The 20,243-nt window shown below is 67.7% G+C and carries 14 protein-coding genes and 2 pseudogenes; 3 read left to right on the top strand and 13 right to left on the bottom strand.

The genetic code is table 11. The annotated features are described in order from the left end of the window. The first annotated feature begins 45 nt into the window (after positions 1 to 45). On the top strand, positions 46 to 2,184 hold the full coding sequence (locus RKD20_RS07230; protein WP_424876966.1) for a discoidin domain-containing protein: 2,139 nt from the start codon (positions 46 to 48) through the stop codon (positions 2,182 to 2,184). On the opposite strand, the gene RKD20_RS07225 is transcribed toward RKD20_RS07230, so the two are convergent. From RKD20_RS07225 to RKD20_RS07190, 8 genes and pseudogenes are all read right to left on the bottom strand, one after another. Continuing rightward, a complete protein-coding gene (locus RKD20_RS07225; RefSeq protein ID WP_424876965.1) occupies positions 2,153 to 2,977 on the bottom strand; it encodes an ABC transporter ATP-binding protein in 825 nt (274 codons plus the stop codon). The genes RKD20_RS07230 and RKD20_RS07225 overlap by 32 nt on opposite strands. Positions 2,978 to 3,003: 26 nt before the next feature. Continuing rightward, complete coding sequence (locus RKD20_RS07220; RefSeq protein WP_424876964.1) at positions 3,004 to 3,783, bottom strand: ABC transporter permease; 780 nt, start codon at positions 3,781 to 3,783, stop codon at positions 3,004 to 3,006. Beyond that, the gene (locus tag RKD20_RS07215) at positions 3,780 to 4,553 is read right to left on the bottom strand and encodes an ABC transporter permease (protein ID WP_424876963.1); all 774 of its coding nucleotides are present in this window, start codon (positions 4,551 to 4,553) and stop codon (positions 3,780 to 3,782) included. The genes RKD20_RS07220 and RKD20_RS07215 overlap by 4 nt, the downstream gene beginning before the upstream one ends. Beyond that, the gene (locus RKD20_RS07210; protein ID WP_424876962.1) at positions 4,550 to 5,521 is read right to left on the bottom strand and encodes an ABC transporter substrate-binding protein; all 972 of its coding nucleotides are present in this window, start codon (positions 5,519 to 5,521) and stop codon (positions 4,550 to 4,552) included. The genes RKD20_RS07215 and RKD20_RS07210 overlap by 4 nt, the downstream gene beginning before the upstream one ends. 126 nt (positions 5,522 to 5,647) lie before the next feature. Beyond that, complete coding sequence (locus RKD20_RS07205) at positions 5,648 to 6,586, bottom strand: PDR/VanB family oxidoreductase (RefSeq protein ID WP_424876961.1); 939 nt, start codon at positions 6,584 to 6,586, stop codon at positions 5,648 to 5,650. After that, positions 6,583 to 6,801 (bottom strand): hypothetical protein, encoded by a 219-nt coding sequence (locus RKD20_RS07200; protein WP_424876960.1) that lies wholly within the window; start codon positions 6,799 to 6,801, stop codon positions 6,583 to 6,585. The genes RKD20_RS07205 and RKD20_RS07200 overlap by 4 nt, the downstream gene beginning before the upstream one ends. After that, positions 6,798 to 7,871 carry a Rieske 2Fe-2S domain-containing protein gene (locus tag RKD20_RS07195; RefSeq protein WP_424876959.1) on the bottom strand — a complete coding sequence of 358 codons (1,074 nt, stop codon included), beginning with the start codon at positions 7,869 to 7,871 and terminating at the stop codon, positions 6,798 to 6,800. The genes RKD20_RS07200 and RKD20_RS07195 overlap by 4 nt, the downstream gene beginning before the upstream one ends. Positions 7,872 to 8,512: 641 nt before the next feature. Then, positions 8,513 to 8,659 (bottom strand): annotated as a pseudogene (locus RKD20_RS07190) (serine/threonine protein kinase); the annotation flags it as partial. Between the two features lie 106 nt (positions 8,660 to 8,765). Here RKD20_RS07190 and RKD20_RS07185 point away from each other — a divergent pair. After that, positions 8,766 to 8,942 (top strand): annotated as a pseudogene (locus tag RKD20_RS07185) (IS481 family transposase); the annotation flags it as partial. A 446-nt stretch (positions 8,943 to 9,388) separates the two neighbouring features. Here the strand turns inward: RKD20_RS07185 and RKD20_RS07180 are convergent. Beyond that, positions 9,389 to 10,273 carry a hypothetical protein gene (locus RKD20_RS07180; protein WP_424876958.1) on the bottom strand — a complete coding sequence of 295 codons (885 nt, stop codon included), beginning with the start codon at positions 10,271 to 10,273 and terminating at the stop codon, positions 9,389 to 9,391. A gap of 202 nt (positions 10,274 to 10,475) precedes the next feature. Here RKD20_RS07180 and RKD20_RS07175 point away from each other — a divergent pair, with 202 nt between their 5' ends. After that, a complete protein-coding gene (locus RKD20_RS07175) occupies positions 10,476 to 15,167 on the top strand; it encodes an AAA family ATPase (RefSeq protein WP_424876957.1) in 4,692 nt (1,563 codons plus the stop codon). 506 nt (positions 15,168 to 15,673) lie between these two features. On the opposite strand, the gene RKD20_RS07170 is transcribed toward RKD20_RS07175, so the two are convergent. The 4 genes from RKD20_RS07170 to RKD20_RS07155 form a co-directional block, all read right to left on the bottom strand. After that, the gene (locus tag RKD20_RS07170; RefSeq protein ID WP_424876956.1) at positions 15,674 to 15,883 is read right to left on the bottom strand and encodes a hypothetical protein; all 210 of its coding nucleotides are present in this window, start codon (positions 15,881 to 15,883) and stop codon (positions 15,674 to 15,676) included. Then, positions 15,880 to 16,467 (bottom strand): hypothetical protein, encoded by a 588-nt coding sequence (locus RKD20_RS07165; protein ID WP_424876955.1) that lies wholly within the window; start codon positions 16,465 to 16,467, stop codon positions 15,880 to 15,882. Before RKD20_RS07165 ends, RKD20_RS07170 begins: the two co-directional genes overlap by 4 nt. A gap of 191 nt (positions 16,468 to 16,658) precedes the next feature. Beyond that, entirely contained in the window at positions 16,659 to 18,893 is a 2,235-nt protein-coding gene (locus RKD20_RS07160) for a hypothetical protein (protein WP_424876954.1), read from the bottom strand. Between the two features lie 359 nt (positions 18,894 to 19,252). After that, positions 19,253 to 19,777 (bottom strand): hypothetical protein, encoded by a 525-nt coding sequence (locus RKD20_RS07155; RefSeq protein ID WP_424876953.1) that lies wholly within the window; start codon positions 19,775 to 19,777, stop codon positions 19,253 to 19,255. Between the last annotated feature and the right edge of the window lie 466 nt (positions 19,778 to 20,243).

The raw sequence follows: 20,243 nt of genomic DNA, 5'->3' as shown, positions 1-20,243 counted from the left end.
ACCCCCACCCGAAGGGATCAGTACATGCGCAGATCTGTCAGGGGCATGTCAGTAACTGTCACCGTGGCTCTCACCACCGGCCTCCTCACGGCCATCGCGCCCACCGCCCACGCGGCCGCGGGCGCCACCCTCCCCTTCACCTCGGTCGAGGCCGAGTCCGCCACCACGACCGGCACGAGGATCGGCCCCGACTACACCCAGGGCACGCTCGCCTCGGAGGCGTCCGGGCGGCAGGCGGTGCGGCTCGGCTCGGGCCAGCGCGTGGAGTTCACCGTGCCGCGCGCCGCCAACGCCGTGAACCTGGCCTACAGCGTCCCGGACGGCCAGTCGGGCACGCTGAACCTCTACGTCAACGGCACCAGGCTCGCGAGGACGCTCCCGGTGACCTCCAAGTACTCCTACGTCGACACCGGCTGGATCCCCGGCGCCAGGACCCACCACTTCTTCGACAACGCCCGCCTCCCGCTGGGCCAGAACGTCCAGGCGGGCGACAAGGTCGCCTTCGAGTCGACCGGCACCCAGGTCACCGTCGACGTGGCCGACTTCGAGCAGGTCGCGGCGGCCGGCGGTCAGCCCGCCGGGTCCGTGTCCGTGACCTCCAAGGGCGCCGACCCCACCGGGAACGGCGACTCCACCCAGGCCTTCCGCGACGCGATCTCCGCAGCGCAAGGGGGAGTGGTCTGGATCCCGCCGGGCGACTACCGGCTGACGTCCTCGCTCGGCGGCGTCCAGAACGTCACCCTCCAGGGCGCCGGCAGCTGGCACTCGATCGTGCACACCTCCCGATTCATCGACCAGTCCAGCTCCCCGGGAGGCGTCCACATCAAGGACTTCGCGGTCGTCGGCGAGGTCACCGAACGCGTCGACTCCAACCCGGACAACTTCGTCAACGGCTCCCTGGGACCTGGGAGTTCGGTGTCCGGGATGTGGCTCCAGCACCTCAAGGTCGGCCTCTGGCTGACGGGCAACAACGACAACCTCGTCGTGGAGAACAACCGCTTCCTCGACACCACCGCCGACGGCCTCAACCTCAACGGGAACGCCCGCGGAGTGCGCGTGCGGAACAACTTCCTGCGCAACCAGGGCGACGACGCGCTCGCCATGTGGTCGCTCTACGCCCCCGACACGAACAGCAGCTTCGAGAACAACACCATCACCCAGCCGAACCTCGCCAACGGCATCGCGATCTACGGCGGCACCGACATCGCGGTGCGCAACAACCTGGTCCTGGACACCAACGCCCTCGGCAGCGGCATCGCGATCTCCAACCAAAAGTTCCTCGACCCGTTCTCCCCGCTGGCCGGCACCATCACGGTCGACGGCAACACCCTGGTCCGCACCGGCGCGATGAACCCCAACTGGAACCATCCGATGGGGGCGTTGCGGGTCGACTCGTACGACAGCGCCGTCAACGCCACGGTGAACATCACCGACACGACCGTCACCGACAGCCCGTACAGCGCCTTCGAGTTCGTGTCCGGAGGGGGACAGGGCTACCCGGTCCGGAACGTGACCGTGGACGGCGCGACCGTCCGCAACACCGGCACGGTCGTCGTGCAGGCGGAGGCCCAGGGCGCGGCCACCTTCCGCAATGTCACGGCCGGCTCGGTGGGTGCGGCGGGCGTCTACAACTGCCCCTACCCGGCGAGCTCCGGCTCCTTCACCCTCACCGACGGCGGCGGCAACTCCGGCTGGAGCAGCACCTGGTCGGACTGCTCGACCTGGCCGCAGCCGGGGCAGGGCAACCCCGACCCGGATCCGAACCGCAACCTCGCCAAGGGCCGCCCGGCCACCGCGACCGGCTCGCAGGACGTCTACACGCCCGGCAAGGCGGTCGACGGAGACGCGAACAGCTATTGGGAGTCCGCCAACAACGCGTTCCCGCAGTCCTGGACGGTGGACCTGGGCGCGGCCGAGCCGGTGCGCAGGCTGGTGCTGAAGCTGCCGCCGCAGAGCGCCTGGCAGGCCCGCACCCAGACCGTCACCGTGCTCGGCAGCACCGACGGCAGCACCTACACCACCGTCGTCGGCGCCCAGGGCTACCGCTTCGACCCGGCGACCGGCAACACGGCCACCGTCGGCCTGCCCGGCACCAGCCTGCGGTACCTGCGGCTGTCGGTGAGCGCCAACACCGGCTGGCCCGCAGGGCAGTTCAGTGAAGTGGAGGCGTATCGGACTTCGTGACCGGAGCGTCCCGCACGACCCCGCGCTTGGCCGCCTGGATCTGCTCGTACACATGGGTGCGCAGTTCGGCGAAGCGCGGGGCCACCCGGGTGTGCACCTGGTCCCGCTCGGCCGGCAGATCGACCTTCAGCTGCTCCTGCACGACCGTCGGGGACGCGGACAGCACGATCACACGTTCGCCCAGGTACACGGCCTCGTCGATGTCGTGGGTGACGAACAGGATCGTGATGCCGCGTTCGCGCCACAGCCGTCGTACGAGATCCTCCAGGTCGGCGCGGGTCTGGGCGTCCACGGCTGCGAACGGCTCGTCCATCAGCAGGACCTCGGGCTCGTACGCGAGCGCCCGGGCGATCGCGACGCGCTGCTGCATACCGCCGGAGAGCTGCCAGGGATACGCCCCGGCCGCCTCCGCGAGGTCCACCGAGTCCAACGCGTCGGCGACCAGCTCACGGCGTCGCGCCTTCGTCAGGCTCTTCTGTTTCAGGGGGAGTTCGACGTTGTCGGCGACCCGCATCCAGGGAAAGAGGCTACGGCCGTACTCCTGGAAGACGAAGGCCATCCCGGGCGGGGGACCGCTCACCTTCCGGCCCGCCAGGTGGACTTCGCCGGCCGACGGGGTGAGCAGACCGCCCATGCATTTCAGCAGGGTCGTCTTGCCGCAGCCGGACGGGCCGACCAGACACACGAGTTCGCCCGCCTCGACGGTGAAGGTGAGATCGCGGACCGCCTCCACCCGGCGTCCCGACCCCTCGTAGACCTTCTTCAGGCCGGATACGCCAAGAAGCGCGTGCATGGACCGCCCTTTCGCGTTCGGGTGATTCACGGGGACCGCCGGGCCGAGGCGCGCAGGCCGTGGTACCAGGCGAGGACCCGCCGCTCGACCAGTTGGAAGAGGACGGAGAGCAGGAAGCCGAGCAGACCGAGGACGAGGATCCCGGTCCACATGTCGGGGACCGCGAAACTGCGCTGGAACTGGACGATGGTGAAGCCGATGCCGTTGCTGGCCGCGAACATCTCGCTGATGACCATCAGGATGATGCCGATGGACAGCGCCTGGCGCAGGCCCGCGAAGATCTGCGGACTCGCCGAGCGCAGCACCAGGTTGCGCAGCCGCGACTGCCCCGTGATGCCGTAGGAGCGGGCCGTCTCCAGCATCACCGGGTCGACCGCGCGTACCCCTTCGACGGTGTTGAGCAGGATCGGCCAGACGCAGCCGCTCGCGATCACGGTGACCTTCATGGTGTCGCCGATGCCCGCGAACAGCATGATGACCGGGATCAGGACCGGTGGGGGGACCGCCCGCAGGAACTCCAGGACCGGTTCGCACACCGCACGCACCCGCCGGTAGGAGCCGATGACGGTGCCGACGGCGACCCCGGCGACGGCCGCGAGCGCGTAACCGGCCGTGAGCCGCCAGATGCTGGGCAGTACGTCGTCGCGCAGGCGATCGGCGGTCCACACGTCCGGGAAGGTCCGCAGGATGGTGCGCAGCGGCGGCCAGAAGACGTTGGTGCTGCCGTCCGAGGCCAGCCACCAGACCACGACCAGCAGCGCGGGCAGCGCAAGCACGAACACCAGCCGCAGCAGGAGCCGCTTCACACCGCCACCTCCCCGCGCACCGACTGGTGCCAGGCCAGCGCCCGTCGCTCCACGGTACGCGCGCCGACGTTGACGAGCAGCCCCAGAATGCCGGTCACCACGATCAGCGCGTACATCTCCGGCACCGCCTGCGAGTTCTGCGCCACCGCGATCCGGGCGCCCAACCCCGGGGCCCCGATGACGAGTTCACCGGTGATGGCGAGGATCAGCGCGACGGCCGCGGCCAGGCGCACGCCGGTCATCACGTACGGCAGCGCGGTCGGCCACAGCACGTGCCGGATCCGCGCCCAGGTGCCCAGACCGTACGACCGTGCCGTCTCGTCGGCGACCGGGTCGACGTCCTGGACGCCGTAGAGCGTCTGGATGAGGACCTGCCAGAAACTGGCGTACACGACGAGCAGCAGCACCGAGCGCAGCTCGCTGCCGTACAACAGCACCGCCAGCGGGATCAGGGCGACCGAGGGGATCGGGCGCAGGAACTCGATCGTCGAGGCCGTCGCCTCGCGCAGATACGGCACGACCGAGACGATCACGCCGATGACGATCCCCGCCGAGGCGGCGATGGCCAGGCCCAGGGCCCAGCCGGTCAGGGTGTCGCCGAGCGCCGTCCAGAAGGTGCCGTCGGAGAGTTCGCCGGCGAAGGCACGCGCGATCCGGCTGGTCGGCGGGAAGTACTCCTCCTTGACCAGACCGAGCCGCGGCACCGCCTCGCCCAGGGCGAGGAAGGCCGCGAGGCCGGCGGCGCCCAGCGCCGCGTTCTGGAGTCTCACGGAAGCAGCGCGTCCACGTCGGGGGTCTTCTTGAAGAACCCGTCCTCCTCGCCCAGCTTCGCGAGTGCCTCGACGGACTCCTTGTTGGGCTCGGCCGGCCACTTCGGGAGAGTCACCTGCGCCAGCACCGAGGCCGGGATCTTGGTGTACGTCGTGATGATCTGCCGTGCCTCGTCCGGGTGGGCGTCCGCGTAGGCGAGGGACTCGGCGGTGGCCTCCTGGAACTTCTTCACCACGTCGGCGTTCTGCTGCCGGTACCGCGTCGAGGTGAAGTACAGGGCCACCGTGGTGTCCTTGGCCACGTCCACCAGCGGAGAGGCGATCACCTGGCCGCCCTGGCTCTTGATCGTGGCGAGCGCGGGCTCGACCGCGCAGGCCGCGTCGACCTGTCCGCCGTCGAGAGCGGCCGGCATCTGGTCGAAGGCCAGTTCAACGAACTTCACCTTGTCCGGGTTGCCGCCGGCCTTGCGGACCGACTCGCGCACCGCGGACTCGTTGATGTTCTTCAGGGTGTTGATGGCGACCTTCTTGCCCTCCAGGTCCTTCGCGGACATGACCGGGCTGCCCTTCTTCACCGCGATGCCCGCGAAGTCCTTGCCCGCCACGCCTGTTGAGGCGATGCCGTTGGAGACCGCCTGGACCGGTACGCCGGAGGACTGGGCGATCAGGAGGGAGGTGACGTTGGAGAAACCGAACTGGAACTGCCCACTGGCGACCCCGGGCACGATCGCCGCACCACCGGAGGCGGTCGATATCTCGAGCTTCAGCCCGCGCTTGCCGTAGAAGCCCTTCTTCTGGCCCAGATAGATCGGCGCGACATCGACGATCGGAATGAGGCCGAGCTTGACGGTGGCGGTGCCGCCGGACGACGATCCCGAGTCCGGGGCCCCCGAGTCGCCGGACGAACCACAGGCCGACGCGGTGACCAGTAACGCTCCGGCCGCGAGGGCGACGAGCAGACGACGCATGGCTCCTCCTGTGCAGACTTCGTTGTTCCGACAGGCTGTGCGCAGACCGCACGGTACAACGTCAGCGTCACGCCGGCCCAGATCGCCGACCCGCATCCGGAGCAACTGGTCGAGAACACAAGGGAGCTACAGGTCCAGCACCAGCCTCTTCCCCCGGCACCGGGACACGCAGATCATCATCGTCTCCCCGGCCTCCCGCTCCTCGTCCGTGAGCACCGAGTCCCGGTGGTCCGGGGTGCCGTCGAGGACGTCGGTCTCACAGGTGCCGCAGGTGCCCTCGGTGCAGGAGAACAGCACCTCGACCCCCGAGGCGCGTACGGCGTCGAGCACGGAGACGTCCGGAGCCACGGTGACCGTGGTGCCGGTCTGCGCCAGCTCGACCTCGAACTCCGTGTTCTCGCCCTCCGGTTGCTCCTTGGGCGCGAACCGTTCCACGTGCAGCAGCCCGGCCGGGCAGCGCTTCTCCACCGCGTCGAGCAGCGGGCCGGGCCCGCAGCAGTAGACGAGGGTGCCCTCGGGGACGCCGTCCAGCACCGAGGCGAGGTCCAGGAGACCGGTCTCGTCCTGGGGAGCGACGGTGACACGGTCGCCGTAGCGGCTCAACTCCTCGGTGAACGCCATGGATTCACGGGTCCGCCCGCCGTACAGCAGGGTCCACTCCGCGCCCTCGGCCTCCGCCGCCGCGAGCATCGGGAGGATCGGGGTGATGCCGATGCCGCCCGCGATGAAGCGGTAGCGGGACGCGGGCCGCAGCGCGAAGTGGTTGCGCGGTCCGCGCACCCGGACCTTGCCGCCCTGCCTCAACTGCTCGTGCACATGGGCGGATCCGCCGCGCCCCGCGGGCTCGCGCAGCACGGCGATCCGCCAGGCGGTGCGGTCGGACGGGTCGCCGCACAGGGAGTACTGCCGCTCCAGGCCGGGGCCGAGCACCACGTCGATGTGGGCGCCGGGCTCCCACTCCGGGAGCTGTTCGCCCAGCGGGTGGCGCAGGGTGAGGGCGAGCACGCCGTCGGCCGCCGGGTCCCTGCGGTCGACGACGAGTTCGGCTTCGTACGCGTCACTCATGAACGGTTCCCTCGCGGCTCGTTCCCTCGCGGCTCGTTTCCTTGCGGGGCGTTTCCTTGCGGGGTGTGCCCGTTCGGGTGGGCGAGCATCCACTCCCACATCTCGATCGGGTCCTGCGAGGTGTGCTCGCGGCCGCAGTGACAGGTGCCGTGCAGGGTGTCCGTGCCCGGCAGCCAGTCGATGCGGTAGATCTCCCCGGTGGGTGCGGCACTCACAGGACCTTCTCCACGGGCTTGTCGCCCTCCTCGACCAAGCGGGCGAGGATACGGCGGGCGGCGAGACCGCCGGTGTCGATGTTGATGCTGAGCTCCTGGTATCCGGAGCGCTCGGTGCCGAGCGTCCGCTGGAGCAGGTTGAGCGCGTCGACGTCCTGCATGACGACGGTGTGGTTGTTGCCCCGCAGGAACTCGGTGACCTCGGCGTCCTCGGTCGCCCAGTCCCGCGAGACCATCCAGAAGTCGTACACGTGACCGTCGCTCGACGGCGTGATGGCGTACGTGATCTCGGTGTGGAAGCCGTTCGGGTCGCTGCCGTCGGCCTCGGGGAGCACGCCCACCGGGGCGATGCGGCTGTGCAGCAGATACAGACAGGGGGCGTGGTACTCGATGTCCTGCCAGCGGGTGATCCGGCCCTCGATGCCGGTGGACTTCGCGTAGAACGGCGGGCACGCGGCGTCGTCCATGTGCCGGCTCACCCGTACGATGCCCGCGCCCTCGTCGACCTCCGTGGTGATCGGCGTCTCGGCGACCTCGGGGGTGCCGATGTAGCCGCCGTGCAGATAGGTCTCGTGGGAGAGGTCGAGGAGGTTGTCGACCAGCAGGCCGTAGTCGGCGTCGATCGGTTCCATGCCGCGGACGGTGACCCAGCCGGGGGAGTCGAGGTGCCTGGCCCGCGGGATGGTGTCGGCGTCGGCGAGCGCCGGGTCGCCGATCCACACCCAGACCAGGGAGTCCAGTTCGACGACGGGGTAGGAGGCGACGCGCGCGGTACGCGGTACGCGCTTCTGACCGGGCACGTACACACAGGTGCCCGTCGTGTCGTACGTGAACCCGTGGTACCCGCACACGAGCCGGTCGCCGTCGAGCCGGCTCGGCTTCTCGTGCAGCGGGAACCGGCGGTGCACACACCGGTCGGCGAGCGCGACGGGCGTGCCGTCCTCCTCCGTCCGGTAGAAGACGAGCGGCTCACCGAGGATCGTCCGGCCGAGCAGCTCCTCACGCCCCACCTCATGGCTGTAGGCGGCGACGTACCACTGGTTCCTGGCGAATGTCGTCATGTGCGGCATGGCTGCGGCTCCCGTCGTTGGGTGGTGGCGACATCGTCCGAAAGGGCGTCATGGGGGCGCAATACGGCTTCCGTCTCGCGGAAGAGGATCGATAAAATCCCTGTTCAGGGCATGTGGTCCCTCGTGAGGTTGAGTCGGGATGGGCTCGGGCCATCACGTGGGACCGTGTCTGAATCGATGGGCTGGGTGTCCGCTTCAGAGCTGTCGACTTACGAAGCTGATCCCTATTAGGACTCTTGTGGTGATTCAGTTTCCGTAATTCGTTGGTACAGCGGCAGAAGTTGCATCATCGCTGATCAGGCGTGGGCGTAGCCGTGAGATGGGGGCGTGGGGGCGAATCCGGGTCGAACGCGCCGTTCTTTTGCCTCTGCAGCGCATAAGTGCAGGTCGGGTGAATGGTGGACCTAAACAGTGCGACTGTTTTGAACTCGCTGGGCTAGGAGTAGTCCCGCTCACGCTCGGGCCGTGACCCTTTGTGATGGAGTGTCAGGTGGGTTGTGGCGCAGGCGAGAAGTCCATTCAGTGCCGAATTGGATGCCGTTTCAAAAGCGAGGATGGGTCAAACTGCCGTTGTCGGCGCGGGTCCGGTCGAACGGGGCGCGGGTGACGCGGCGGCCAACCTCGTGGCGCCGATGTCGACGGAGACAACCGGTCGCTGTGAAGGCGAGGAGGGCTCCCCGGGCGAACACATCGCCCGGGGAGCCGATGGTGCCGGTGCGGTAGTGCTCGGGACTTATCCAGGCGGGCGTGCCGGTCATCACCCCGGTACGGGTGACCGGAGTGCCGTCTAGGTGTATTGATCACGAGCGTTGTTAACGCGGGCCGGTCTTGATCGTGGCGAAGGCCCCCGTGCGCGGTGGAGGTGTCGAATCTTCACCGCACACGGGGGCCTTCGTGTCCCACCGTAATGCCCGCCTGACCGTTCACGTCAGACGGATGCTTGTCGAGCGTGTCCGCTCCGGCCGTCCCGTCGCGCATGTCGCAGCCGAGATGGGTATCTCCCGTCCCACAACCCATAAGTGGGTCTTGCTCGTCGGACGCAGCAGGCGCATGTCTCCTGCCCCGGGGCTCTCTCTGTAGTCAGCAGCCCTCGCCCACGAATCGACGAGTCGACTGATCGCTTCGGCGCACCGTGCCGTCCGTCAGGCGACGTCGGCCGAGGAGGTCCGTGCTGCGGCCGTCGAAGTGGCGCACGCAGTGCATGACAGTCGCGTCAGCGGTGTGCTGCAGGTTGAGCTGAGGGCCCTCATCGCCGGCCACCGGTCGCCGGAGAGCAAGGCGACCGCGAAGCTCCAGTCGCTTTCCCGTGAGAGCAAGGAAGTACGGCCGATCCGCGGAACCGTCTTCGAAAGCCGCGTTCGGAGTGACGGTAAGACCGAGCACTTGCCAATGATTCCGGATCCATGCGCGAACAGCACGTCCACGTCGTTGAGGGACGCGATTCGTCGGACGGACATACGACCTACGGCTATGTCCGCGATGGGGACGGGAACATCTACGTCGACCGGCGACGGTAGTCAGGAGAGATACGGTGCCATGGCCGCGGCGGTCAGTCCGTTCGCGAGGTAACCCTTCAAGCTGTGAAAACCCAGGATCCCAGTGTCGGTGACCGCGTGTGTATCGACTGGGAACATCCCGCCCAACTCGGGCGGCAGCGCGACCAGGTCGCCCGCATCGGCGATGTTCACCCACTGTCTGACGCCCGCAGGCCGCCTTCCGTGTCCGTCTATCGGCTCCGGCTCGAGCTTCCGCGCGAGTCCGGGCAACCCCAGCGGCGAGCCGACCGTCACTAGCAGCTCCACTTCAAGCTCCGGGTAAGCGTGCAAAGCCTCCCATGCGACGACCGAACCGAGTGAGTGCGCTACGACCACTTGCGGCTGGATCTCCCTGATCGTCTCCGCGACAATTGCCCGCGCCGCGCGCCGGCGTTCCGGGCGGGAGACGTAGGAGTCGGTGTCGCGGATCATGGCGACGACCATCCGTTCGACGACGTCCATCAGACTACGACGGGCGCGCGCCGTCAGCCCGTTCGTGCCCGGGTGCTCGTGCGCCAGCCATCCCACGGCTAGCCGCACCGGCGCGAGCCACCCGGCCTGCGCCTCCGTCGGCTCTGGAACCCCCGCCAGGAGCAGCCATTCCCAGGCCTCGAGCAGCTGCTCGTACGAGAGGTCCTCCAGGCGGTCCGCATGTCCGCCGGCCTGCTCCTCGAGTGGGGCGTTCGTCAGCACGTGTGCGTAGTACGCCATGGCAATGTCCGGCACGGGCACATGAGGCAGCTGTGCTGCCATCAGGCCCTGCCTCAAGGTCTCCCGGTACTCCGAGCTCTTCACCGCAGCGGCCTCTTGCGGAGCCAGGCCGGAAATGAGATTCCAGATACCGTGCACCAGTACCACCGCGGCCATAGGACACCCCCGCTACGCTTGGCCGACATCCGACTCGGCTCCTTGCCGTCGGCAGCACCACATAGCCCTTTCGCGCCTGCCGAGTAGCGCTTCTCGGGCATGTTTGCACATCGGCGACCAACACGCCGCGCCATGACTGATCTCGAGCCGGAAATAGCGCCGAATCGCTCCCGGCGCGCTGCTCAGCTGCCAGGATGTGCACTTGGCCCGTGAGGCCGACTGCGACGGGGTGGTGGCAACAAGGATGGTCCGTACGTGGGTGCTTGGCGCCGGCGACTTTCCGACGGTGACGGCCACCGAGGAAGAACGGGCGGCCGGGCAAGTGGAGTTCGGCCCGCTCCTGAGTGTGAGACCCGCGCTGACGAAGTTGGCCCGAACGCTGCTGCGCATACCCGGCCTTGAAGTCGGTCCCGCTCTGATCGATCCAGAAAAGGAGGCGGTACAGCCTCTGTGGACGGCTCTCTTGGAGAGTGCGCCGGGCGAACCCCTGCTAGTGCATTTCACCGGCCACGGCGAGAAGTACAAGGGTGACCTGTACCTGGCTGTCAAAGGCAGCCAACGGAACAAATCCACGCTGCGTAAAACGTCGCTCAGCATGACACAGCTCTTGGGCGACGTTGAGGGATCGGAGTCGGTAGGGGAAGTTCTGTTCCTGCTGGACGTATGCGGCGCAGGTCAGGCGGTGGCGGCCCAGATGGCGCAGGACATCGCCGAACAGGACCGCAAAGCCTGGGTAATCGCTGCCTGTGCAGCCGACCAGAGCGCGTTCCGGTCTCGCTTCACGCTTGCGGCTGCCACGGTCTTCGAGCGCCTGGCGAAGGGCTGGCTGGACGTCTCTCCGGCTCTCACGCACGTGCCGCTGGAAACCCTCGCCGCCGAGATCGACCTGGAACTGATCCGTACGTGCGCAGCCGAGGAGTCCGCGTACGCGCAGACGGTGATCCGGACTCCCCACTTGGCGGCTTCCGCGCCACCTCCTCCGTTCTTCCGTAACCGTGCCTACTCCGACCACCCATCGGGTCGCTACCGGTCACGGGTGGAATCTGCGCTCTGGCAGTTCGCCGCAGAAGCCTCGCTGGGCTTGGACCCGGTTCACTTCGTCACTCGCGCCTCCGGCAGCTCCCCCGGCTGGGCGAACTCGGGGCAGTGTCTCTTCTACGGCCGTAAAGGAGAGCGAGAGACCATCAACCGGTGGCTGGAGAACAACGACGGTGACGAGCCCCCACTGCTGGTGGTCACCGGTATCGCGGGATCAGGGAAGTCCGCGCTCCTTGGCATTACCGCATGCCTTACACACCGGCAACTGGCTCCGGTGGCGGATGCCGTCCATAGTCGTATCGATGTCGGAGAGAGGCCTCGTCCGAACGCCCGTGTGCTGGCCGTCCATGCCCGGCAACTCTCGACCTTCGAAGTCATCAGGTCTCTTCTGAGTCAACTCAGGAACCTGGACACGGACCTTGACTCGCGTCGGTTCTCGGGCGTGGCGAAAGGCCCCTCACTCCGTCCTGAAGAACGGCTTGGCGACGCTCGGTCGCATGACGAGGCCTGGCGCGAACTCGCCGAACAACTGCGGCTGGCGGGGCCGACCGTTGTGATCGTCGACGCGCTCGACGAAGCCAACGATCCATTGGCCCTACTGCGTAACGTGCTGTTGCCACTGGCCGAGAAAGAGAGCGGTCCTGCCCCACCCGAGTGCCGTGTGGTGATCGGCACGCGTCGTGGCGTCGAGAGTATGGATGCCCTCGATACTGCTGTCGCACGGAGAGGACGGCACCTGGACCTCGACAAGGTCCCGGCGGAGCGGCTCACGGATGACCTGAAAGGCTATTTGCGAGCGCTACTTTGGACGGACGGCCGGTATTCCGAGTCTGCTGCGGGCGCCATCGCCGCAAACCTCTCCCGGTCCACCGAACACGGCGGATTCCTTCTCGCCGCCCTGTATGCCGACCATCTGCGGAATCTCGCCACCACGCTGACAGACAGTGAGGCCGCCGGACGAGTACCCTGCACTCTCAGTGGGATGTTCGACCTTCACCTCACCACACTGGCCGACGAGATGCCGTGGGTCAGGCCGGTCCTGGCGGCGCTCGGCCACGCACGAGGCCAGGGGATGCCGGCCAGTCTGCTTCACACCCTCGCCCTCGCCCTCGACCGCGGCGGATGCGCGAACCCGCAGGGGTCGGAGCCCGATGTGCAAGCCACTTTGGATGCCCTGGCCACCGCGGGCTTCTATCTGCGTGCCGCAACTGACACGGACGGTCGCCGTCTGTACCGGTACTTTCACGAAAGCCTCGCCGAACACACGGCTCGACTGGCAAAACCTGGGGAGGTCTTCGACGCCTTGCTCAGCACTGTCACACCCGGCCCGGCGGACGCTGGACCTGTCTGGCACCTGGCACCCCCCTACCTGCTCCGGCACTTGGCCGAACACGCGGTGGCGGCCAATGCCCTCGATGAGCTCCTCACGGATCCGGGATTCCTCGTCCTTGCTGATCCCGAGCACCTTGCCCCATTGCTCGATCGAGCCCGTTCCCTGCAAGCAGTCCAGTGTGCGGAAATCTATCGGCCCACCGCTCACCACCCCATGCGGCACATCCTGGAGGCGCGCCGCAGTCTGCTCGCGTTGCAGGCCACGGCTTGGCGCAACCGCAGCCTTGCGCAGGCCTGGGCCTCGCTCCGGATCGATCACCGGCGCCTTCCCGCGCTACCGATCTGGACCACCCACCAGCGCTCGGAGACGCTGCGCCGACACCACACGATGACCGACCAGGGCCCCTGGGTAATCTCCGTTTCTACAGTCACCCTGGAAGGCCGGCCCACAGTGGTTGTCGCCGCCGACGACGGATCCATCACTGTGTGGTCCCTCGACAGCGGGCGCCGGATCCACCATCTCGTCGACCCAGGCTCCTGGGCGCTCGGCGTGGCGACGATCGACGGGGCAGGCCGGTCCCTGGCACTGAGCGGCGGAAAAGGCGGCACGGCCACGGTCTGGGACCTGGCGACCGGCCAGCTCGTCGGAACACCTACGAGCCACTCCCCGGACGTCAAGGCCGTGGCAGCCCTCGCGCTGGACGGCCGGCTCCTCGGAGTGACAGCCGGCCGTGGTGGCACAGCGGTCGTGTGGGACCTGAGGACGTGCACCCGTCTGCACGTCCTCGCCGGCCACGGCTCTGCGGTGGTGGAGATCGCTGCTTTCGCCGTGGAAGATCAGGCGTTGGGTGTCACCACCTCCGCCGATGGCACCGTGGCCGTCTGGGAGCTATGTACCGGACACCTGATTCGCGCCTTCAGGGACAACGGTGCCGCAGCGATCGCCGCGTCCATCACCAGCGTGGAAGGACGCGTCTGCGTGGTGGCGGGCGGCCGAGAGTGCTCAGCTGTGGTGTGGGACCTTGCTTCAGGGCGGCGTGTGCATACCTTGGTCGGCCATGGCGGCTCGGTGAACGCGGTGGTCACCACCACATTGGACGGCCGCCCCAGCGCTGTCACCGTCGGCGCGGACGGCACCGCCATCGTCTGGGACCTCAGCAGCGGGCAATCCGTTCATACGCTCGTCGGCCATGGCGGCTCGGTGAACGCGGTGGTCACCACGACACTGAACGGCCGCCCCAGCGCTGTCACCGCCGGCGCGGACGGCACCGCGATCGTCTGGGACGTCACCACCTATGAACGTGTCCACACGCTGGTGGGCCACGGGGGAACGGTGAGCGCGCTCGACACGGGAGTCGTCGACGGCGCCCCCTACGCCGTCACCGGTGGTCGCGGCGGCACCGCCTTCGCTTGGAATCTGGTCACTGGGCAGAAGACACACACATTCTCCGGTCAAGCGGGGTCAAGAAGCGCTGCGGTGATTTCGGACGACGAGCGGCTGATCTTCACATGCGGCCGTGGAGGTGCGCCGACGGCCCGCGAGCTGGACACCGGCCGACACGTTCGTACCTTCGTCGAACGAAGTACATCCATCAACGCATTAGCGAGCGTCTCGGTGGACGGCGAGCACTGGTTGGTTGCGACGAGCAATGACGGCACGGTGACGGCTTGGGATCCGAATTCTGGCTTTGATCCCGTCGACTACACATCTTCCGCGTCGCAACACGACCCCGACAGAGACAGCCGCATCCTGATCAGACACACCGACGCTGTGACCGGACTGGCAGCGGCCTTGCTGCACAACCAACCCATAGCCGTGACCGGTGCACGCGACGGAGCGGTTGCCCTGTGGAGTCTCTCCAACGGCGAACGGCTGGCTACCTTTCCCGGGCACAAGGACGCCGTGCATTCAGTAGTCATCGCTGTGGTCGGCAGTAGGTCGCTGGCAGTGACCGCCGGCCGCGATGCTCGCGTGCTCGTGTGGGACCTGGCCCGGGGACGGCAGGTGGCTGAGTTCGTCGGACACCGCGATGCGGTTAACGTCATGGAGCATTTCACACTGGGTGACCGGTCACTGATTATCACGGGAGGAGTCGACGGCACCACCTTTGTGTGGAACCCGGCCACCGGACAGCGTGTGGCGGCGTTGGAGGGGCACACCGGCTCCGTGAACGCGGTGGCGACGCTAGTCAACGAGAATCAAGCGCTGATCGTTACTGCTGGAGACGACGGAACGGCTCGAGTGTGGGATCTCGCCTCAGGAGTATGTGTGCATCGCCTCGGGCACGAGGGAAGAGCGGTGAACGCGGTCGCGGCAGCGGTGGTGGACGGACGCACACTCATCGCCACCGGCGTAGGCGAATCGGCGATGATCTGGGACCTCAGCGGCGAGTCCGCACAGTCGCACACGCTGGCCTTCCCGAGCACCTGCACCCGGCTGGCGGCAACCCGCCGGTATCTGGTGGTCAGTCATGGCTTCGACGTCACACGTCTGTCCTGGCAGGCCGCACCACGCCAGGCGTGAGCGGTCGCGGCCGCTGAGCCTGCGGGGGGCCTCGAAGTAGCCGCGGGCGGGCAAGGTAGTCGCGCTCACGCAGCCTCTCGACTGCACGACGCATCTCGTAGTGCCTCTCGCACCACGCGTACGCAGTGCTCAGATGCACCGTCTGGAACACTGGCCGGTCCGGGTGGACGAGCCCGTCCGCCGCCGCGCTCCTTGCGGCCCGGCCGGTGGGAATCGGACGGCTGGCGCACGCCCCGGAGATCTTCGAGGCCCTGCTGGACGCGGGCCCGCTGACCTTCCGGCAGGCCGTCCAGCTGTACAATCTCACCTTCCAGCACCCGGGTCGGACGCAGGCCGGGTGCTGCGTGGCGTGGTGGCGTGAACGGCTTACATGCCCTGTCATCGCGCGTCCTGGCCCTCGTGAGATCCCGGAATAGCAGAGGTGGGGCTCCTGCCGCTGATTTTGATCTTGCACAACTGCGTCGAACGCACCCCAGCCGCCCGACGGAAGAGCGATCGGACGTTGGTCAGGGCCGCTCTTCCGCGGGATCTTTGCTCGGCTGGTCGTCGGAACGGTGCCCGTGCATGCGGTAGCCCATCTCGTCGGGGTGGCGTGTGACGCGGGCCAGACGCCAGGCCGCGTCGTAGGACATGGGCCCGCGTTCTCGTGCGCGAAGACGAAGGGCCAGGAGGCTGGTGGCGGGGTCGAGCAGCCAGCGCCATGCGGCGGTTTTCACTGAGCCTCGCCGACGAGGGACGCGAGACGCTTTGCCGTCTCGTCGGCGCCGAACGCCTGAACCGCGTCGATCAGGAGGGTGAGTAGTTCTCTGCGGCCTTCCGCGGAGAGGTTCGCGAGGAACTCGTGGAGCAGTTGGGCGACCGTCACCCATTGTCGTCCGGGCTGCCACTGCTGGGTCTCTCGCACCAAGTCCCTGAGGTCAGTGCTGGGTTGGATTCCCGCGAGGCGGGGCCAGTGGTCGGCGGAGCTTTCCAGGAGTGTGTAAAGGCGTGCGGAAGCGGGGTTGGCCAGGATCTCGTGACGAAGGAAGGCCTCGCGGGCCTGGACCTGGCGCCGCGCCAGTTCGTCCAGTTCGTATTCGTGTTGCAGCTGGATGGCGCGGCGTTGGAAGTCTTGCCGCAGCTGCTCGGCGGTGAGTGCGGCGTTGCGGGTCGCGTCGTCCACACTGATCCGGATCCGGGCGTCCGTCACCACCACGCCTTCTCCCATGAGGGGGAGGCAGGCATGGACGGCGGCGGCGATGTCCTGTTCTGCGGCGTCGGGCCGCAGCACGTCGCATTCGGCAGCGGTCTCGTCGACCACTTCCCGGATCAGACGTGCGGCCGCATGCCTGCTCACCGGTGAGCCAGGGCTGTCGTCCCGGTGCCAGGTCACCTGGATCTGGGCGGTGAAACACAAGGTCGGGTCGGCGCTCTTCGGGCGGTCCGGGAAGGTGGAGGTCCACGTGGCGGAGCCGTCGGCGCGCCCTGGCCGCGGGACGGTGTGTTTGCGCCTCATGCGGCATCAGCTTCCGCTGCTGCCTCGGCTTCAGCCGGAAGTGGCGGCTGTTGTGTCCCGGACTGGCCTCGCCGTGCGGCGACGAGGTCGTTGTCGAGTAGCGCCGACAGGTCGCGTTTGAGGTCTTCCTTCTCCTCGGAGTAGGGACGGTCCGCTCCTTGGACCCACATCTCGGCGCAGGTGCGCAGGGTTTCACGCAGGTTCGGGCCCTGCGCGCCGCGGACGTTGACGGCCTCCCGCAGGGTTTCGAAGATGATCGCTCGAAGGGGCGGATGCGCCAGGGCGGCGTCGAGCCAAAGACGGATGGCCGTGTCCAGTTCCCGTGATCCGGCCGCTCCTGTCGCCTGCCGCAGTAGGGTGCGCCAGCCTGTTACCAGGCCGGGCACGGGTGGCCGGAAGCTCTCTTCGTCAGCGACTTCTTCGGCGCCGTGTGTCTGTAGGAGCAGGGGCAGGTCATGGGTTCCTGGCGGTGTGGAGGTTGCCAGGGCGGCGAAGGTGCGGTGGCCGACAGTATCGCGGGTCTTTTCCGACTGACACCATGCCACGACGTAGCTGAAGAGGGTGCTGCGTATTGTGGCGTCGCCCCATAAGACGCATACCGCGTCCCGTAGTTGGTCGATGACGTCGGGAAGCCCCATCTCAGCCACGTGCCGGAGGCGGCGCAGGGCTTTGCCGGTGTGCCGGCGGCCGAACTCCAGGGTGCAGACTTCTACGACGGCCCGTTGCAGGGAAGGTTCCTTGCGGCTGGCCCAGCTCAGGAGCATGGAATGTATGTAGGGGGCTGTCACGGCGTGGATCGCTGCGCGGTCCAGCAGTTCCACGGCCAGGGGCCACAGTTCCTTCTCCGGTCCGTGCAGGTACCAGGCTTTGACAATCTCTTCCAGGGGTTCCTGGCGGCGGTGCCGTACTGCCCACTGCAGGGCGAACTGCCCGATGCGTCCGGCCAGGACGCGGCGGTCGTCTTTGCTGATGGTCTCCAGCGCTTCCTTGCTCGTGCTGGTGTCGACCGGCGCTTGCGCGAGCCAGCCAAGGAAAGACGTGCGGGCCAGGGGGCGATCGTTCCAGAAGTACTCGACGGCGGCGTCGTCCCAGTGAGGACGCTCGAAGTCGAGTGAACCGTCCGTCTCTCTGCGGGCTCCGACGGCACGTGTCATGGCGATCACGCCCGGCGCCTGCTGGCCATCGACGTTGAACTCGGTCTTGTCTAGCACAGCTGTGAGTTCTGCTGCTTTCGCATAGACATGCCCGACCGGGTCCCCTCGCAGCACGGCGGCGGCCAGGAGGAAGTTCCGCTCAAAGCTAGTTCGAGACCGGCCTTCAGGCTCGTGCCACTCGTAGAGCGCGTCTTCCCAGTTACTGTGCGCCGCCACGACGTCGGCGACCTGTTCCTCGAACGTTTGGGCAGACAGAGCCCCACGTTCCTGACGGAGCGGATCGCTCGACGCAAGAGTGGCCTGCTCAGCTGTGCGGTGCTGGTCCAGCATCAGGTAGACCAGGCTGAGCACGTCTGTCGGGCTCTGGCCGACGAGGAGGCGGCGGATGCCGGGATGCTCCAGCCACGTATCCACCGGGAAGCCGGGTTCCTGGGCGAGCAGCCACCGCTCGGCGATGTCACGGGGCCTGGCGGTCCCGAGCTCCGGAGCGACGTCGTCGGGCGCACCTTGGCAGATGCGCCGCCACTGCTCAGGTCTGGTGAGGACGATGAGACGGCTGCCGCGCCGCTCAAGGCGCTCCCTGATTTTTCTGACGCTTGCTCCGAAGGCATCGTCTACGGCGAAGTCGTCTTCGTCGGGTGGGAGTTCCAGCAGGTAGCCGCAGCGCGCGTCATGCGGCAGGCGTCTGGTCGGGAAGTGCTGCGAGTTCCCGAAGGAAATGGGGCGGACCTCCTCGATCACGCCCTCTTCCAGAAGTTTGCCGAGCAACACATACGCGGTAATGGTGCGGCCGCTGTCCGGTGGACGGCTCAGAACGAGGACCGAACCCGCGGGGCGCAAAGAGGCAAGGGCACGGCTGAAAGGGCTCTGCAGCGATGCGTCTTCGCCGCCGTACGGTTCGGCGTAGACCTGCCGCATGACGGCCAGGTACTCCGAGGCAATAGGCGCATGCGAGTCCAAGGTCTGCTCGAACACATACTTCGTTGCGATCATTTCACCCTGGTTGACCAGGGCGCGCTGGAGCACGGCGGCCTGTCCGACAGCCTCGACCGCGGCGGGCGAGGGAGACACAGGCATCGCCGAGGATCCTCCTGCTGCGGAGGCGTCTGCCCGCACGAGGGCCGAGGACTGCGCAGCCGCGTCCCCAAGCACCTCGGGACGCGCCTCCGGGCCCTCAGTACCTTCCCCTACGGCACCGGCTGGCGGGAGGGAAGCCGACTCCTGCCAGGCCGTCTCAACCCCCTCACTGTCAGGTTGGCTGTCGGCCGTCGTCTCGTCCGCCGGCCTGCGATCCCCATCCTGGGGTTCCGGCCTGCCGATGAGACGCCCGAGCAAGGGGTGTTTGTCACGGGGCGTGTCACCGCCTGGCTGACGTGTGAGCTGCTGGTCTGCGCCGTCGCGGCGATCGTCGAGGCTCATCAGTTAAGTCGCCCGCCTCAGCCGATCGTGCCTTCGACCTCGACTCCGACCTGTTCGCCCGACTCGCCGATGATCCCGGCGTCCTGCACCACCTGGACACCGGCGTTGGGCGCGATGCCCCGAGAACGCACGCCAACCTGCCTGTTGGCGACGAAAGCCGCACGCTGCGACACACTCACTCCCGGATTGGGCCGCTGTTCCTCCTCCCCGAAGGGAAGCCCGCGTCCGTAGATCTCCTCCAGGTCACGACGGAGCGTGCCGAGCAACTCCCGCAGATCAGCGTCATCGCCCTGAAGGAAGTCGGGGCGGGACAGGTAGACCCGAAGAGCCCCCTGGGCCTGTGAGAGACGATCGATCCGGATGTCCGTGAGTTCCTGGGGCCTGACGCGCAGCGGCTCCGCATGACCCGGAATCTCCTCCGGTTCCTCCAAGGGAACCCGTCCCGCGCGCCGGTCCAGCACGGCACCCGCCCGATCGAACAGGAACTTGACCGTCTCAACCAACACTGGCCCAGCCAGTGCCGGAAACGCCAGCAGATCCATCTATCCGCCCCTCCCCGTTCCCCGTGCCTCCTCGGCCTCCGCACTTCCCGATGTGAAGTGCGGTTGGCATGCCGGAGGAAAACGCCACCCAAAGTACGTGCGCGATCACACAGCGAGAAGGCGTGAATCGGTCATGTAGTGAAGAGTCCAAATTCATCCGCACTGGCGATCGATTGCGAGGTTGATGGCACAGCGCCCCGTGTGCCCCAGTGCCTGGCGTGCAGGGGGTGCCTTCCTGTGTGCCAGTCGCCCTCCGATGCCGAGGACAGCCGGGTGCTGCCTGCGGGCAGCCCGGCGGAGCGCGTAGCGGCCGCCCTGCTCCCTTCCCGGTCGTGGCTCCAGTGGGTCTCGACCCAGGACCTGTTGACGGGCTGCTACGCCGAGCAGGCCCTGCCGTGGGAGAAGTGGGGGCCGGGGGCCTACGAGCTAGACGTGCGGGACGGACGAGACGGCCGGGCATCGGAGG

Source organism: Streptomyces sp. SLBN-8D4, from assembly GCF_049739545.1.
GTDB lineage: Bacteria > Actinomycetota > Actinomycetes > Streptomycetales > Streptomycetaceae > Streptomyces > Streptomyces canus_C.
This window is presented reverse-complemented; position numbering and strand designations above follow the sequence as displayed.